Here is a 16,517-nt window from a genome sequence, read left to right as displayed (position 1 = left end):
ATAGCACGATGGCACCACCTGATCCCTTCCCGAACTCAGAAGTGAAACATCGTCGCGCCAATGGTAGTGTGGCTCCGGCCATGTGAGAGTAGGTCATCGTCAGCTCTCTATTCCTGAAAAGCCCCCCAACTTGATTGTTGGGGGGCTTTTCTTATGGTCAGGATTATTGTTTATAGTTATTTAATTTTTTTAGGCCCATATTTATATATTATTTAATCAATTTCTTTCTTTATTTATATTGTTATATTTGGATTGTTGGTCTTTCATATTGATGCTAGATTTACAGGATAGTAAATTGTTAGCCTCTATAAGGAGTCAAAATGTATTACCATGTAAAAGTAAAACCAAAATCAGATACACATTACGGTGAGTACAAAACAGATCTTACTAAAGAACAATTAATTTCAAGGTTTGTTGAACCTTATGAGCAAGGAAAACCAATTGTTATTAATGGAAAGACTGTTCAGCCTGATGATCTTGAAAGGATAACTATTGCTAAAAGTGAAAAAACAATTGAATCATTTATTCCTCAAATAAGAGCAGAGAATCAAAATTCATCAATGGTTATAATTGGTGGTCCATCTGATACCTATCAGGCTATTGGACGGGCTACAAATGTCACCGATGATTTTATTGAAGGTGCAGTAGGCTATAAGAAAGAGCTTGTAGCTACACGATCTGTTAGGCAAGAGTCTAAAGATGCCAAACCAAATAGAGTATTTATAGTACATGGTCACGATGAGGGTGCGCAAAACAAAGCTGCTAGATTCGTAGAAAGATTGGGATTTGAAGCAATTATTCTTCACGAAAAGGCAAGCTCAGGAAGAACAATTATTGAGAAAATAGAGCATTATTCCGATACAGGATTCGCGATAGTTTTATATACACCTGATGATGTTGGTAATGTAAAAACAGACGCTGGAAACTTAAATGTTCGAGCACGACAAAATGTAGTTTTTGAGCACGGTTTACTTATTGGGAAACTTGGACGAGAAAATGTTTGTGCTTTAGTAGATGGTAAGCTAGAACTGCCAAATGACATTAGTGGCGTAGTTTATATTTCGTTAGATGAATCCTATGCATGGCAGTTGCAACTAGCTAAGGAAATGAAACAGTCTGGCTACAGCATTGATATGAACAAATTGATCTAAGACTAACTATGCGTGATAGCTAATTAATTAGATACTAATCTGCTTTGCGTATAGTTTATTCATATAATACAGAATTAAAAACTAATCAAAATACAGTTTACTCTGTATCATACTTTAAATAGAGACATCAAATGGAATCTAGTTTAGATGAACTTACAAGCCGAATAGAGAATACTATTCGAAACTCTATTAGCAAACTAACAGGTCACGAATGGGATGAAGACTTCATTACTCTAAAATTACTTTCTGACTTGAGAAGTGAACTAGATGGTATGTATTTTACTAGTAACGATAGAAAGAACAAAATAGACTGGCAGCTATATAAGCTTAAGGGAACTTTTGAAAATAATTTTGGTGATATTGCTTTAGTTGTAAATATTAATTATAAGGATGGCACTGATCTTCATGGAGCTGCATTTCTTGAAGCAAAAAAGCGTGACTGGAGAAAAACATCCTTCAGTGCAATGAAAATACCCCAAGCTAGAAAAATATTGAAGAACGCTCCTCGTTCTCAGTACTTGCTTTATGATTATGAAGAAATTACAAACTTTGTGTTAGGTTCTTCGTATCAAGAAGTGTTAGGGTATTACCCTTATCATAGAGGTTCTCAAATCTCGTTTTCTGCGGTAACTAGAGCTATATGTGTACCTCTTAACTTAGCTCTAGAAACAGGTGGTAAAGATACATTGCTTTATCGCTATGGTACACCATTGTCATTACAGCTTGCAAAGCGTTACTTTAATGGTTTGGATTTAGAGTTTGATGAAACATCTAAAAAAGTTGCTACAGGTTTCTTAGATAAATTCGGTTTAGCAAAATATATTATTAAAATTGATATTATTGAGAACGGTGTAGAACCTAAAGAAAATGAACTTCGGGTGAATCAAGCAAACTATAACCGGATAGATTAAAAACTCATAACTTAAATTTATTTATTATCTAGCTCGTAACCTCAATCTCTTAAAACAACCCTCAAACCTCAATCACTTCCTCAAAATCAAATCCTAATTGCTACCCTTTAAGCAGGCGCATTTGCTCAATACGCAGCTTACGGCCTACGATTAGCTTTAAGACCTCTCAGTGCTGTTCGAAGTTCATACTAAACCTTAATTTATGTTCAGGAAAGCTTCGTAAATAGTTATAATAATAGCCTTTTTTCCACAAAAAAAGCCCATATTAACAAATAATACGGGCTTTAATATTAAATGAATTATTCAAAAAGCTAGGCTAACAACTAAGCACCTTCACCAAATTTACCACTTTGAAAATCAGTGACCGCTTGCATGATTTCTTGCTGACTGTTCATCACAAATGGACCGTATTGCACAATCGGCTCACGTAGTGGGCGTCCGGTGATTAAGATCACTTTGGTATCCTCACTACTATCGGCGGTAATGGTAACACCATCCGTATTGTCATCATTTTTCAAGATAGCCATGTTCTTAGCCGGCACGGTTTCGCCTTCGATATCTACTGTTCCACGATAGACAAAGACAAACGCATTGTGATCAGCCGGAATCGCTTGGCTAAAGCTCGTGCCTGCTGGTAAATGGATATCCAAATACGTCGGCTCAGTGATGTCGCGGGTGACTGCACCTTCTACGCCGTGTGATGTACCTGCGATTACCGTGACGTCAACACCATCTTCCGTGGTGTGTTTAGGCAAATCATCACTTTGGAAGTCTTTATACCAAGGATCGTTCATTTTGTCTTTAGCAGGTAGATTGAGCCACAGCTGAAAACCTTCCATCACGCCATCTTCTTGTTCCGGTAGCTCTGAATGGATGACACCGCTAGCCGCCGTCATCCACTGCACGCCGCCATTTTGCAATAGTCCTTCGTTACCCGCGCTGTCACGGTGACGCATACGACCCGTAATCATATAGGTAATGGTTTCAAAGCCACGATGTGGATGGTTTGGGAATCCGGCGACATAATCGTCGGGATTGTCGCTTTTGAAGTTATCGAGCATCAGATACGGGTCGAGGCGATCTTGCAGCTGCTGGGTGAGTACGCGAGTGAGTTTAACGCCAGCGCCGTCTTGGGTATCTACCCCAGCAAAAAGCTGTTCAATTTGACGTGACTGGGTGACGGTATCTTTTACGCTATTCGCTATAGTATTATCCATTATTTTTTCCTGCTTTTTTAATAACCGTTGATAATCATTAAGTTTTATCAATCTTCACTTATATATTTCGAGGTTAGCAGGACAAAATTCAATATTACTATGTAGAATTGTTATATTGATAATATCTATTATTAAGTTTATTTTAATAACTATATGTTCTAATTAAAACAAATCACCCATCTCAATGACTTCTTCAAAATCGAAGTCCAATTGCTGCCCTTTACGTTGGCGCATTTGCTCAATACGCTGTTTGCGTCCTACGATTAGTCTTAGCACCTCACGACGCTGTTCGGTGTTCATACTTAACCATAATTGACGTTCAGTACGACTGCGTAGACAGCCGAAGCAATAGCCTTTTTTATTACTGGTACAAACCCCAATACAAGGATTGTCAATATCAAACAGTTCAATCTGCTCACTCATGACGTCTCCTTGTCTCTTTTTTGATTTGAATAACCTATTTTAAGTCAGTATTCATGCTAATTGGATTTGACTATAGATTCGCGTTTTTAGCACTATTATCGCTATATGACTGGTGTTATGCTCGTTATCTATCAATTTTTATAGTATAACCAATTACAAAGATGAGATTGCATATGAATATTGTGTACGTGCATGGTCTAGATAGCGATGCCAATTCTACTAAAGGGCTTTTATTAGAGAAATATTGCCAACAGCATTGTCCTGATATCAAAGTACATCGTCCTGATTTAAATCAGTCGCCAGAGCAAGTGTTTAGTTATTTAATGGACTTAGTCAGTAAACTTAGCAAGGACGCCAAAACCGTCTTGGTAGGCAGCTCATTGGGCGGATATTTTTCAACGCTCGTCAGCAATCATACTGGTTGTCCTATTTTATTATTAAACCCTAGCACACAGCCGCATATTACTTTACAGCGTTTTGAAGACGATAAAAACGCTGATACTTTAAAAATGGATGACAATAAGGACGAGACGCTTTATACCACTCCTGGTGGCTGGGCGATGACAAAGGCAGACTTACAGTGGTTTGCTCATCATCAATTATTGTCAGTTGCCAATCCAAGTCAGGTCACTGTCATGCTCAAAAAAGACGATGAATTACTGGATGCCAATTTATCAGCAGCGTTTTACCAGCAGCAAGGTGCGACTGTTACTATACAAGAAGGCGGCGATCATAGGTTTAGTGATTTTGCTGAGCATTTGCCTAAAGTTATCGAAATGGTACGACAGTTAGTCTGAGCCAAGTTAGCTTATAGAGACGACATTATCTGACGTAAGCTACTGACGATTGACGTAAAGAGCGCCATTTTTGGTTATAATGGTTGGATAGAAACAATGATATGTGAATAATAAAGGAAGGCATTTTGAGTCAATATAATGCGCAATCGTTAGAAGTATTAGAAGGTCTTGAGCCAGTACGTCGTCGTCCGGGTATGTATACCGACACCACCCGTCCCAATCATCTGGCACAAGAAGTCATTGATAATTCCGTTGATGAAGCGTTGGCTGGTTATACTAAAATCATAAAGGTTCAATTGCATAATGATGGCTCGTTGTCCGTTGAAGATGATGGTCGCGGGATGCCAACTGATATCCATCCTGAGTTTGGTCAATCAGGTATAGAGCTTATCTTGACGCGTCTGCATGCTGGTGGTAAATTTTCGACCTCTAATTATGAAGTATCGGGTGGTTTGCATGGCGTTGGCATCTCTGTCGTCAATGCACTATCGACGCGAGTTGAAGTAACGGTATGGCGAGACAGTACCCAGTTCGATATGGCGTTTGAAAATGGTGCGCCAGTCACAAAGCTTACTGAGTCTGTCAGTTCTAATAAACGCAAACGTGGTACTCGAGTGCGTTTTTGGGCGGATGGGAGTTTTTTTGATACGCCCAAGTTCAATGTCAAACAGCTTAAGCACAATCTAAAAGCCAAAGCTGTGTTGGCCGCTGGTCTAACGATTGAGTTCGTTGATGATATCAATAACGAAAAAGTCGTTTGGCAGTTTACCGATGGGGTGGTGGAGTACCTCAGTGAGCAGCTAGATGGACTGGAGACGTTACCACCCGCGCCATTTTATTATAATCATGAGGCAAAAGCAGGCGAGCGCGCAGGCATTACCTTTGCACTGTCTTGGCTGCCTGAAGGCGGCACACCGATTCAAGAAAGTTACGTGAACTTGATTCCAACCGCGCAAGGTGGTACCCACGTTAACGGACTGCGTACCGGTATTTTGGAAGCCTTGCGCGAGTTTTGTGACATTCACAATTTATTGCCACGCAGTGTGAAACTTACGGCAGAAGACGTATGGGATGGGGTCAACTACATCCTATCGCTCAAATTCTCAGAGCCGCAGTTCTCTGGGCAAACCAAAGAGCGACTCTCTAGCCGCGAAGCCGCTGGTGCGGTGCAGACGCTTGCAAAAGATGCTTTTAGTTTATGGCTCAATCAGCATGCTGATATGGGTACGCAAATTGCGGAATTGGCTATTAATAAAGCAGGGCGGCGCTTAAAGTCTGCCAAGAAAGTCGCCCGTAAAAAAATTACTCAAGGTCCAGCATTACCCGGCAAATTAGCAGATTGTCGTGGAGATTTGCGTGATGGTGCCGAGCTATTCTTGGTAGAAGGGGATTCGGCTGGCGGCTCAGCCAAGCAAGCGCGCGATCGTCATTATCAAGCGATATTGCCGCTGCGAGGTAAGATTTTGAACACGTGGGAGGTGTCATCAGATACGGTACTCTCGAGTCAAGAGATTCATGATATCGCTATTGCTATCGGTGTCGATCCTGCCTCTGATGACCTCTCTGAGCTACGATATGACAAAATATGCATTTTAGCCGATGCAGACTCTGATGGCCTACATATTGCAACGTTGATTTGTGCTTTGTTTGTCAAACATTTCCCTGCGCTCGTTGATGCAGGACATTTATTTGTCGCGATGCCACCTTTATACCGAGTCGACGTGGGTAAAGAAGTCCATTATGCACTAGATGAACCTGAACTTGCTCATATCTTGGCCAATGTGCCTGGCAATAAAAAAGCGCAGATCACACGTTTTAAAGGGCTTGGTGAGATGAGTGCAGAGCAATTGCGTGAAACCACGATGAACCGTGATACTCGGCGTTTGGTTCAGTTGGATATGGATGACATCGTACTAACCAGTAGTATGATGGATATGTTACTCGCCAAAAAACGAGCGGCTGACCGTAAGTCGTGGCTTGAGGACAAAGGTAACCTAGCTGATATTTCAGTATAGCGCCATAGAGAGAGTCACAGTCTTTGAGGAGAGGAGTCGTTTGGTTTGAATAGTATTTTATAATTTATAAAATGCTGAAATTTTGCAAAAGACGATTTAGTCGTATTTATTTAAGGCTAGTATTCGTTTTTACTTTATAGGCCTTAATACATTGTCAAAATTCCCTAAACTTAGTAAAAAACACTTAGGTCATCTGGTTCCAAGACGTGGTAATAAAGTTGCGCCAATCATCGCATCAGCGATGTTAAAAGCAGCTGGCTGGCGAACGGTCGGGGAGATCCCAAATATTCCGCAAGCAGTGGTATTGGCGCTTCCGCATACATCTAATATCGACGGTGTCTATGCAATACCCAGTTTATTTGCTCTAGATCTAAAAATTAGTATCATGGGCAAGCATACTCTGTTTAAGGTACCAGTTCTTGCTCAGCTACTACGTTGGATGGGTATTATCCCTATTGATCGTGGCAATAAAGGGTCAGTATTGCAGGCAAGTATTGATAAGTTTAAAACTGGCGAACCCTTATTTTTGGGGTTATCTCCAGAAGGGACGCGTCAATATACCAAAGAGTGGAAAACAGGATTTTATTATTTGGCAGTAGGGGCCAATGTGCCAATCTTACCAGTAGCGCTGGATTATAAAACCAAAGAGATACGATTTATGTCTTTGGTTTATCCTACTGGAGATATTGCAGGAGATTTGCAAAAAATTTATAGTCAATATCAGGGAGTGGTTCCAAGGTATCCTGAGCGCTTGTCGCAGCCACTACAAGACGTTAATAGCGTAGATGATTGACAGTTTTATTAAAGTAGGTCGTTGTGAGGTGGACTTCCCGCTTATAAGTATTGATATCCAAAAAACCTCCGATATTTCAATATCGAAGGCTTTTTTATTTTGAACCGTAGTGATCTAAGCTTGTCGTTGAGGCTGACAATAATATGATTAATATGTAACGGAGATGAGGGTCTTGCTATTAATATTTAGAAGTTTGGTTGTCCGTTAGAAGCATTCACACCGCCGTCAACAGGCAGATTGACACCAGTAATCATCGAGGCATCATCACTTGCTAAAAAGGTGATCGCTGCTGCAATATCCTCAGGAGTGGCAAGACGTCCTAGTGGGCAACGGGCCAAAAATTTGTCAGTTTTGGCCTTGTTGTTTTGAATAGCACTGGTCATATTGGTCTCCGTCACGCTGGGATTAACGGCATTGACACGTACCCCATCTGGACCGTGATCGAGAGCCAACGTACGAGTTAGATTGGTAATGCCAGCTTTGGCCGCATTGTAGGCCGCCATGTTCCAATCGCCTCCGATACCTGAAAGCGATGAGACATTGATGATATTGCCTTTCGTCTTGATCAGATACGGCATTGCAGCTTGACAGACATAAAACGTACCATTTAAGTTGACATCGATTGCAGATTTCCACTCTTCAGCTGACATCTCAGTGATTTTACCTTGTGTTGCCTTGCCAGCGTTATTCACCAATACATCAATCTTTTCAAACTTTTCTATGACTCTTTTCATCATTTCTTGTACTTGGTCTTGTACACTAATATCACAGGTAACTGTAAGATAATTGTCGCTATGAATCCATGTACGATCTAAGGGAAACTCTTTTGCGGTCTCTTCTAAAGTTTCAGCAGTACGACCTACTAAGACCACACTGGCACCTTCTTGAGCAAATCGAATAGCGGTTGCACGACCAATACCTGACCCTGCTCCTGTAACGATAACTGTCTTTTCTTTAAAACGTTTCATGGCCTTCAATCCTTGTTATTATAAGAGAGTAACTATATAAGCAAAACCGGCAAAGGGAGTTTCGATCAGTTTATCATCCATGAATCGACCCTCAAATGGTATTGCTTTATTATTATCATAACAAGTCACTGCTTTGAAAGCGACAGCAAAGCTGCGATGTATAACAGTCTTCTTGTATAGGAGTGTTACGATGGTTAAGGTTTTTTATATGGATATTTATCACGCTGTTATTTTTTACTTTGCGTATTAGCTCGCAATTATACTTGTTCAAAAGAATGCTATTTTTCAACCATAAGAGTGATGCATTGTGCCAGACGCTATCAAACCTTTATCTGAACGTCCTCTTGCCCTAGAAGCGCTAAACTGTTATCTACAGTTGTCACCTTCTACTGTGAGCTTGTCTATACCACAAACAGCAGATGTAGAGTATTCTGCCTGTCAATATGCCTATAAGTTGCCAAAAGGAGCGCTACGCATACTAGAAGTGTCGTTGCCCCTATCTATCATGAGTAGTACGGCTGATATTGAAACGGCACGCCTCGCTATTGTCAAAGCTGCAATGATATGGCAAAAGCAAAGTGTGCAGCGTGATGAAGATAGTAATACTGTGACTCACAAGGTGTTAGTACTGGATGTTCAACTTGTAGATCATCAAATATCAGATAATGATGGTATTAAAGAAGACAAGAGACTATCGGTGACGACGTCTATCAATCATAGCTTTGGGGCGCGTTACTTTATGGAGCATCTGATAGCAGATGTTGGTAAAGACGAGCAATTGTTACAAGTATTTAGTCGTCAGGATTGGTATCTAGCTATCGAAAGGGTTCAGACTCCTTGTGATCTATGGCAATTTTTGGATTTTCACTTAACGCATATTAATCAATCGCTCATAAGCGGGGTAGCGAGCTTTGAGACTGAAACAGCAATTATCAACCAATTTATGCATAGTGATACTTTGTTGGCGCAGGCTATAGGTGTAGACAATGCGCTTATCAAAAATGGCTTGCAGGATAAGCCAAATTCGGCTTTGGTCGCGATGAGTTTGGCGCAAAAACAACAAGACGTGAGTTTACAGCATGCCTATCAGCAGCACCAAAAACAGGCGTCTATATTGTGGTCACAGCTTAGTGGGCAAATCATTAGCTTGGCTAGCGAGCCGTCTATTACAACCAATAAAAAGGTGGTAGACGCACAGACTATATGGCAACGACAGCTCTTAGATGAGTCTTTATTTTCACGTCATGAGCTTATACGTACCCTATATAAACATCCTGAGCGCGCACTTACTATGAAGGAGAATGGGTATGTTATTCATCAGCACTCTTATACAAGTTTGGGCCGTCATTATGTGATGATATTTTATGGAAAAGGCAAAGATACCGCGCAGAGTAGAGCGGTTATCCAACCAAGGCTACAAGCAATTGCACAAGATGTTGCCCTGCGTTTGCCACTCGTTGAGCTACACCATATTATTGTACTGGGCATCGAGTTTGTCTTAGAGAGTGACGACACTTATTTAGACATAGATGCATGGATTCAGCCAGTTGAGTCTATGACTCAAAGGGAGCGTCAATTAACCAAGCAGTTACAGCGCTTAAATCAGCAAAACAAAGCGCAAGTACAAAACAGTCAGTCAGTAGACGATGGTCCATCAACACGAATACAGTTGAATTTAAATGTACCTGCACGACCTATTAAGTTATAAACATAAAATCTGAACCATAAAAAAAGACAGCCTAGGCTGTCTTTTCTATATTCAAACGATAGCTATATTCAAACTTACTTTAGATTATCGTTGTTATCGATGTCAGTAAAGTCTGTACCTGAATCTAAGTTTGAACCAGTGTCTGTATTGTTATCACGTGTCTCTACATGCGTGATATCTACATGATCACTACCAAGCTTAGTGGTGTCAACTACGTCTGTGTGCAAGTCGCTAGTCGATGGGCTAGTAGAAGCAGTAGGTGTATTATCACGAACTGAGTCAGCGACTTTTTCCTGAGTCGACGAGCTGGTATGAACAGTAGACTTTGCTTCTGCTTTGTCCTGTTCTTTATCCATCTTGTCTTGCATTTTACGTAAGAAACGAGCAGCAGCTTCTTGACCACCAAGACCAAACGATAGAGCAAAAGCAACGGCTACGGCACCTAAAGTTAAGCCAAATGCTAGATTTACAATAGAGTCAGCGATACCCATGGCTTTTAAGCCCATTGCTAACACTAAGCCCATGATCAATACGCGTACGATATTGGCTAAAAATTGTGAGCCTTTTTCAGAACGCTCAACGACACCAGCAATGATATTGGCAAGCCAAAAACCGATGAATAGAATGATCGCACCTAAGATGATGTTTGCACCAAAGGCGATAAACATCGTGATGATCGCTGAGATAGGTTCAAAACCAAGCAAATCAGCTGCCGCGATTGCAGCAAACAACATAGCAAAGAAGATAATGGCATAACCGACTAGATCAGAGATCTTTTTGTCGCCCATGGTTTCTTGCAGGCCAACTTTAGCAGGTAATTGGTTAACCTGAGTATTCTCGATCAAGCCTTTAATGATGTCTGCTACCATACGTATGACATAATAAGTCACAACAAGGATCGCTATGGCCATGAAAATGTTAGGCAATGCTTCCATAATCTTATTAAGCATATTAGTCGCTGGGCGAGCAATTACTTCAATTTTTAGAGCATTTAATGCAGCGATGACGGTTGGGATGATAACAACCAAAAACGCTAAAGAACCAGCGATATTAGGTAAGCTATTTTCTTCACTCAAACCTGCTTTGGTAGCCAATGCTTGTACGTTAAAGGTAGATACAAGGTTGGTCACGATACCGCGTACGACTTTGGCGATGATATAACCCACCACAAAAACCACAATAGCGATAAGAATATTAGGGATAAAGCTAAAGATTTTGTCAACCATATTGGTCAATGGAGCAAACAAACCATCAAGCTCTAACTGGCCAAGTACCATCGTCAATACAACCAACAAAATAAACCAATAAACCATATCAGCAATAGTACTGCTCATAGGTTTAACGCCAGCTTGAGCACTTAAACGCTCATCCATAGTCGTCTTTGACAAAGCAGTGTTAAGCGCCGTACGCACAACAGTTGCAATAACCCAACCAATGATACCGACAGCAATAGCGCCTATAAGATTTGGAATAAAGGCAAGTACTTGATTAACCATATTTGCAAACGGTGCTGAAATTGAATTTAAGTTTAACTGAGTCAACGCGCCTGAAATAGCAATAACGAAGATAAACCAGAAAACGACTTTAGAGATAATACCCTCTAAATCGTAGGTTTTGCCTGTAGAAGAATTCATACGCTGGTTTAAATTGACCTTAGCCAATACATTGCGTACCAAAGCTGCGATGCCAAGGGCAACGAGCCAACCGATCACAAAGATCAAAATAGCACCAATGATGGAGCCGATAGGTCCACCAAGATAACCATTAAAAGATGCAAACATTGGGTTCATCCTGTCCTCCTTTAATCACTATATAGTAAGTCATAAAACAATCATGGATTATATTATCGACGGATACACAGTATTTTAAAAATAGTATTGTTGTATTTAACATTATTGACTAATTTAATGTTTTCTTATAAAAGTTTTGCCTAAACCATTACAAAGAAAGATAGTATTAAAAAATTACTTTAATTGACTTATCAATTTAGCTGATTAAGCTTAGCTGATATAATGATGCAGTTAAAGTTAGAATGCTTTACCTGACGCTATAATTGTGTGATAAGTTGTTATTTTTGGGGCAAAAATTAACAAAGACTGTACATTGTTATGTTAATTTTATCGGAAACATAGCTCATAAAACTAAGATTTGCTATGATAGCTGGCAAATAATATTTTAGTGTTCTTCCTAATTGATTTAACAGATTGAGAGTAATATATGAAAAAAATTACCACTTTAACTATCAGTACGCTGGCCAGTGCAATGTTATTGGCTACAGGCTGTAGTACCAACAATGGCAACCAAGAAAGCGCTACTCCAAGTGTTTCTATTACTGAGCAAAGTACAGCGAAAGAAAAAGTAGGCTATAGCTTGGGCTTTATGATGGCAGAAGGTAATAAAGAAGCGGTACAAGATTTAGACCTTGATACCTTTGAGCAAGGCTTTCGTGATGGCTATGAAGGTGAAGAGTCTGCCTTGACCCAAGAGCAGATGGAAGAGGTACTAACGACGTACCAAAAAGAACAAGAAGAGAAGTTTGTTGCAGATATGCAGAACAAAGCAGAAGAGAATAAAACCAAAGGTGCTGCGTTCTTAGCAGAAAATGCTAAAAAAGAGGGCGTAAAAGAGACGGATTCTGGTCTGCAATATAAAGTACTAACAGTAGGTACGGGCAAATCACCAAAAGCGACTGACGTGGTTGAAGTAAACTACGAGGGCAAATTGATCGATGGCACTGTGTTTGATAGCTCTTATGAGCGCGGCGAGCCGATCGAATTCCCATTGAACCAAGTCATCGCTGGCTGGACTGAAGGTTTACAGCTGATGAAAGAAGGCGGCAAATATGAGTTCTATATTCCAGCAGATATCGCTTATGGCGAAGCTGGAAATTCAGGTATTGAACCTAATAGCACGCTCATATTCACTGTTGAGCTATTAAAAGTAAAATAGCACAAAAGTAAACTAATGCTGCGTTAAGCATATAATATTAGATAACTGAAAAAGCCCTCATATTGGATATGAGGGCTTTTTTAGTCACAGGATTTTTGTATAAGATAAAGTGCCGTATTTAAAGGGTCTTTTGAAATACTTTAGAGTTGCGACCATTATGGTACTTTTCTTGGCGAGCTTCTGGTAATGCACTAGCATTGACTTCAGCGAAGCCTTGTTCTACAAACCAGTGCGCCGTACGTGTGGTTAATACAAACAACTTATGTAGGCCATGACTGCGCGCTTGCTGTTCTAAAAATGCCAGCAAGTCTGCACCGCGGCTACCATTACGATATTCTGGATGCACAGCCACACAAGCAACTTCTGCTGAATCATCATTAAGTGGATATAGTGCCGCACAGCCCAAAATCATACCATCGCGCTCAATCACACTATAGTTGTCGATCTCTTGTTCTAGACGTTCGCGTGAGCGGCTGACCAAGATGCCTTGCTCTTCTAATGGTGTTAGCAGCTCAATAAGACCGACCACATCATCTATATTGGCATGACGAATCTCTTCGTATGGGTCGTGACTGATTAGCGTACCGGAGCCATCACGTGTAAACAGCTCTTCAAGTAGCGCGCCATCTTTGGCATACGAGATGATATGTGTACGATGAACACCTTGGCGACAAGCCAAACTGGCACAATGCAAGAAGTAATTAATTTCATTGTTCAAATCACGTTCTCGCAAAAAACGATCCACTTCATTTGGAATCATTTCGTGCAATAAGCGACCGTTATCATTGATGTCAGCCTCTTCACCTAAGAAGATAAGCTTGTCTGCAGCAAGCGCCACTGCCGCACTAAGCGCCACATCTTCACTCAACAAGTTGAAAACTTCACCTGTTGCTGAATAGCCCATTGAGCCTAAAATGACAATATGATCGTGTAGTAGGTTGTTCTTAATCGCCTCGATATCGATGGAGCGTACTTCACCTGTCATCTGATGATCGACGCCATTGCGAATACCATAAGGACGCGCGGTCACAAAGTTACCAGAAACCGCATCAATACGTGAGCCGTACATGGGCGAGTTGGCAAGCCCCATTGATAATTGGGCTTCGATCTGTAGACGAATAGCACCGACCGCTTGTAAGATAGATGGCATGGCGTTACGTGGCGTAATGCGAACGTCGTGATGTAGGGGAGAGTCGATACCAGCTTCTTGTAGATTTTTTTCTATTTGCGGACGCGCACCATGCACCAATACTAGCTTGATTCCTAAGCTGTGTAACAAAGCAAAGTCATGAATAAGGGTGTTAAAATTGGGATGATTGACTGCCTCACCACCAAACATAATCACGAAAGTCTTGCCGCGATGCGTGTTGATATAAGGCGCAGAGTTACGGAACCAATGGACGTATTCAGGTTTAATCTGGGGCATGGCGCTAATAGTCATAGTAGGAGCAATAATAGTAGGTATGGTAAAAGATAAGAGACATTAAAGATTTAACGAATATTAAAGATTTACCATAGCAAAAAACGTCGGTATGAGCTATCTTTTTATTTTGACGATCGCTGTTTGAATTTGGTCAGTTGTCTATATACACAACCTAAACACGGGGTTAGTATACCTATAAAAGCTTTTTGCTATGCTAAGCCCTATCACATGATCAATGACACGCATAAATTGTATTTTCAACGCATAATGTAGAGTACATAACCTGTGTTTGAAAAATATGTAGGAAGAAATACGAAAAAAGATTACAGCTTTGTCTCATCAATAAACCTTGAGTAGCACTGTTTTACCGATACATTAACTAGGAATAACGAATATCATGAAGAAAATAAACCATTTAGCCAGTCCTTTTACTGCTTGGAGCGGTCATCGCTTATTTCAAGTCGTCGCCGGTACCCTTATCGGTGCAATGGTAGTCACAACCCAAGCGTCAGCTATGCTGCCAACACCAGAGCCTGCACTTGATGGCTCTGCTGCTGTAAAGACAGTTGCAAATGCTAATGGTAGCAACTCAAATATGCAAGCCGTTGATACCAAGATTACAGCTTCTCTTATAAGCGTGGATGCGAATGGACAAGAGACATTGGTGCCTGTAGATGCCAATACGCGCTTGCAGCCAGGTAACGTTCTAGAGTATCAAGGATATTTTACCAATACCAATCCAGATCGGGTGCGTAAGATGACGGTTACCTTGACTATTCCTGAGCAAGTGGAGCTGTTACGCACGGTGTCTCCTGATTTTCCATACGGTAGTGTCGATGGTGATACTTTTGCTCGGATGCCGTTACGTACGCGAGTGGATAACCAACTACAAGAAGTTGATCTCAAGCATTATAAAGCAGTACGCTGGGATATCGAAGGTGTCGGTCTCAACGATACTGTCATGGTTAAATATCGTGCAAAAGTAAAATAATAGCCACAGTCGATATACTTGGTAAAATAAAAAAGCACGGCAATTAATAATTGCGGTGCTTTTTTTATGCCATCTTTAGAGCAGGTAAAAAACAGTTTATAAGGTGTTAAAGGGTGGCGTGCTTACTACTAGATTTCTCTTTAATAAGTTGTTTGATGACATTGACTTGCAGGGAAGTGGCTTGCGCGCCAGCGGTAATTAGTGCGCTACGTTGACTGGTATCTAACGAGCTGATGTGACCGACATTAGGAGTAATCACAATGTCGGCGCGCTCGCGTTCGTTACGTACTGATAAGTGACGACTGGTACTCGAATAAGCAACGTTCGAGGCTAGGTTGTTTTCCAGTAATGCCCAAAAGCTACTTAATGAAGTAATAGCCGGTAGTAGATTGCTAGTCAGATTATTTTTACTAAACGTGGGCATAGTGACATCGACAGCAATGACAATATCAGCGCCCAAGTCTCGAGCACTATCGACAGGCACCAAGCTGACCACACCGCCATCAATATATTTTTTACCGACTTTTTCGGGAATACGCGGGGCAATAAAAATATTTGGTACGCTACAAGAAGCTTGGACGGCAAGGCCTGCGTCTCCTGAGGTAAAGACCGCTTTTTTGAGTGTGTGCTTCTCAGCTGCGATAGCCGCAAAACGGATCGGAAAGTCCTCTATTGTACGACCACCAACTTTAGCGTTGATAAAATTTTTGAGTTTGATGCCTTCGATAAAGCCTTGGTTGGATAAGACAAAGTCTGTTAATTCGCTATCGGGGGTACTCAGAGCCACCTGCTCAAGCTGCATTGGTGTGTAACCACTTGCGTAAAGGCTACCAACCAAACTGCCGACACTCGTTCCTACCACGAGTGTCGGCGTGATACCGCTTTCTTCTAATACTTTAATAACACCAACGTGAGCAAAGCCTTTAGCACCGCCGCCACCTAACACTAAAGCGACGGTTGGTGCTTTTGTGACTGGCTGAGTTTGTGTGATTGGAGTGGATGGTCCAATGCTGTTACAAGCACTGACAATGACGCCTAGAGTCGTCAGTAGGCTTGTGCGTATGACTTTTTCATAGAAGGTTTGAGAATCTAGATTGTGAATAGGCTGAACGGACATAGAAAGGCCTTAAAAGCATTTTGAAAGCAAAATATTGGTCAAATGAATGGTTGA

At 41.0% G+C, this 16,517-nt stretch carries 14 protein-coding genes and 1 rRNA gene; 9 read left to right on the top strand and 6 right to left on the bottom strand.

Annotation, left to right across the window (positions count from 1 at the left end; all coding sequences use genetic code 11):
• The 3 genes from rrf to Q0890_RS12130 form a co-directional block, all read left to right on the top strand.
• Window positions 1-105 (top strand): 5S ribosomal RNA (gene rrf, locus Q0890_RS12140); the annotation flags it as partial.
• Between the two features lie 215 nt (window positions 106-320).
• A complete protein-coding gene (locus tag Q0890_RS12135; RefSeq protein WP_299221307.1) occupies window positions 321-1,151 on the top strand; it encodes a nucleotide-binding protein in 831 nt (276 codons plus the stop codon).
• A gap of 131 nt (window positions 1,152-1,282) precedes the next feature.
• Window positions 1,283-2,062: a hypothetical protein gene (locus Q0890_RS12130; RefSeq protein ID WP_299221304.1), complete on the top strand. Its 780-nt coding sequence runs from the start codon at window positions 1,283-1,285 to the stop codon at window positions 2,060-2,062.
• Window positions 2,063-2,385: 323 nt separating this feature from the next.
• Here Q0890_RS12130 and Q0890_RS12125 read toward each other — a convergent pair whose 3' ends face one another.
• Window positions 2,386-3,279: a pirin family protein gene (locus Q0890_RS12125; protein ID WP_299221302.1), complete on the bottom strand. Its 894-nt coding sequence runs from the start codon at window positions 3,277-3,279 to the stop codon at window positions 2,386-2,388.
• 162 nt (window positions 3,280-3,441) lie between these two features.
• Window positions 3,442-3,702: a DUF1289 domain-containing protein gene (locus Q0890_RS12120; protein ID WP_299221300.1), complete on the bottom strand. Its 261-nt coding sequence runs from the start codon at window positions 3,700-3,702 to the stop codon at window positions 3,442-3,444.
• Window positions 3,703-3,875: 173 nt separating this feature from the next.
• On the opposite strand from Q0890_RS12120, the gene Q0890_RS12115 reads away from it, so the two are divergent.
• From Q0890_RS12115 to Q0890_RS12105, 3 genes are all read left to right on the top strand, one after another.
• Window positions 3,876-4,499, top strand: a complete 624-nt coding sequence (locus Q0890_RS12115) for a YqiA/YcfP family alpha/beta fold hydrolase (protein ID WP_299221298.1) — start codon at window positions 3,876-3,878, stop codon at window positions 4,497-4,499.
• Window positions 4,500-4,624: 125 nt separating this feature from the next.
• The gene (parE, locus tag Q0890_RS12110; protein ID WP_299221296.1) at window positions 4,625-6,514 is read left to right on the top strand and encodes a DNA topoisomerase IV subunit B; all 1,890 of its coding nucleotides are present in this window, start codon (window positions 4,625-4,627) and stop codon (window positions 6,512-6,514) included.
• Between the two features lie 151 nt (window positions 6,515-6,665).
• Window positions 6,666-7,307 carry a lysophospholipid acyltransferase family protein gene (locus tag Q0890_RS12105; protein ID WP_299221293.1) on the top strand — a complete coding sequence of 214 codons (642 nt, stop codon included), beginning with the start codon at window positions 6,666-6,668 and terminating at the stop codon, window positions 7,305-7,307.
• Window positions 7,308-7,492: 185 nt separating this feature from the next.
• On the opposite strand, the gene Q0890_RS12100 is transcribed toward Q0890_RS12105, so the two are convergent.
• Window positions 7,493-8,275: an SDR family NAD(P)-dependent oxidoreductase gene (locus Q0890_RS12100; protein WP_299221291.1), complete on the bottom strand. Its 783-nt coding sequence runs from the start codon at window positions 8,273-8,275 to the stop codon at window positions 7,493-7,495.
• A gap of 307 nt (window positions 8,276-8,582) precedes the next feature.
• Between Q0890_RS12100 and Q0890_RS12095 the strand changes: the two genes are divergently transcribed.
• Complete coding sequence (locus tag Q0890_RS12095; protein ID WP_299221288.1) at window positions 8,583-9,983, top strand: hypothetical protein; 1,401 nt, start codon at window positions 8,583-8,585, stop codon at window positions 9,981-9,983.
• 74 nt (window positions 9,984-10,057) lie between these two features.
• On the opposite strand, the gene Q0890_RS12090 is transcribed toward Q0890_RS12095, so the two are convergent.
• Complete coding sequence (locus Q0890_RS12090; RefSeq protein WP_299221285.1) at window positions 10,058-11,773, bottom strand: mechanosensitive ion channel; 1,716 nt, start codon at window positions 11,771-11,773, stop codon at window positions 10,058-10,060.
• Between the two features lie 472 nt (window positions 11,774-12,245).
• Between Q0890_RS12090 and Q0890_RS12085 the strand changes: the two genes are divergently transcribed.
• Window positions 12,246-12,932, top strand: a complete 687-nt coding sequence (locus Q0890_RS12085; protein ID WP_299221329.1) for an FKBP-type peptidyl-prolyl cis-trans isomerase — start codon at window positions 12,246-12,248, stop codon at window positions 12,930-12,932.
• Between the two features lie 118 nt (window positions 12,933-13,050).
• Here Q0890_RS12085 and argA read toward each other — a convergent pair whose 3' ends face one another.
• On the bottom strand, window positions 13,051-14,373 hold the full coding sequence (argA, locus tag Q0890_RS12080) for an amino-acid N-acetyltransferase (protein ID WP_299221282.1): 1,323 nt from the start codon (window positions 14,371-14,373) through the stop codon (window positions 13,051-13,053).
• Between the two features lie 379 nt (window positions 14,374-14,752).
• On the opposite strand from argA, the gene Q0890_RS12075 reads away from it, so the two are divergent.
• The gene (locus tag Q0890_RS12075) at window positions 14,753-15,346 is read left to right on the top strand and encodes a hypothetical protein (RefSeq protein WP_299221280.1); all 594 of its coding nucleotides are present in this window, start codon (window positions 14,753-14,755) and stop codon (window positions 15,344-15,346) included.
• Between the two features lie 106 nt (window positions 15,347-15,452).
• On the opposite strand, the gene Q0890_RS12070 is transcribed toward Q0890_RS12075, so the two are convergent.
• Window positions 15,453-16,463: a patatin-like phospholipase family protein gene (locus Q0890_RS12070; RefSeq protein WP_299221279.1), complete on the bottom strand. Its 1,011-nt coding sequence runs from the start codon at window positions 16,461-16,463 to the stop codon at window positions 15,453-15,455.
• Between the last annotated feature and the right edge of the window lie 54 nt (window positions 16,464-16,517).

The sequence above is a fragment of the uncultured Psychrobacter sp. genome, from assembly GCF_947488565.1.
In the GTDB taxonomy this organism is placed as follows: domain Bacteria; phylum Pseudomonadota; class Gammaproteobacteria; order Pseudomonadales; family Moraxellaceae; genus Psychrobacter; species Psychrobacter saeujeotis.
This window is presented reverse-complemented; position numbering and strand designations above follow the sequence as displayed.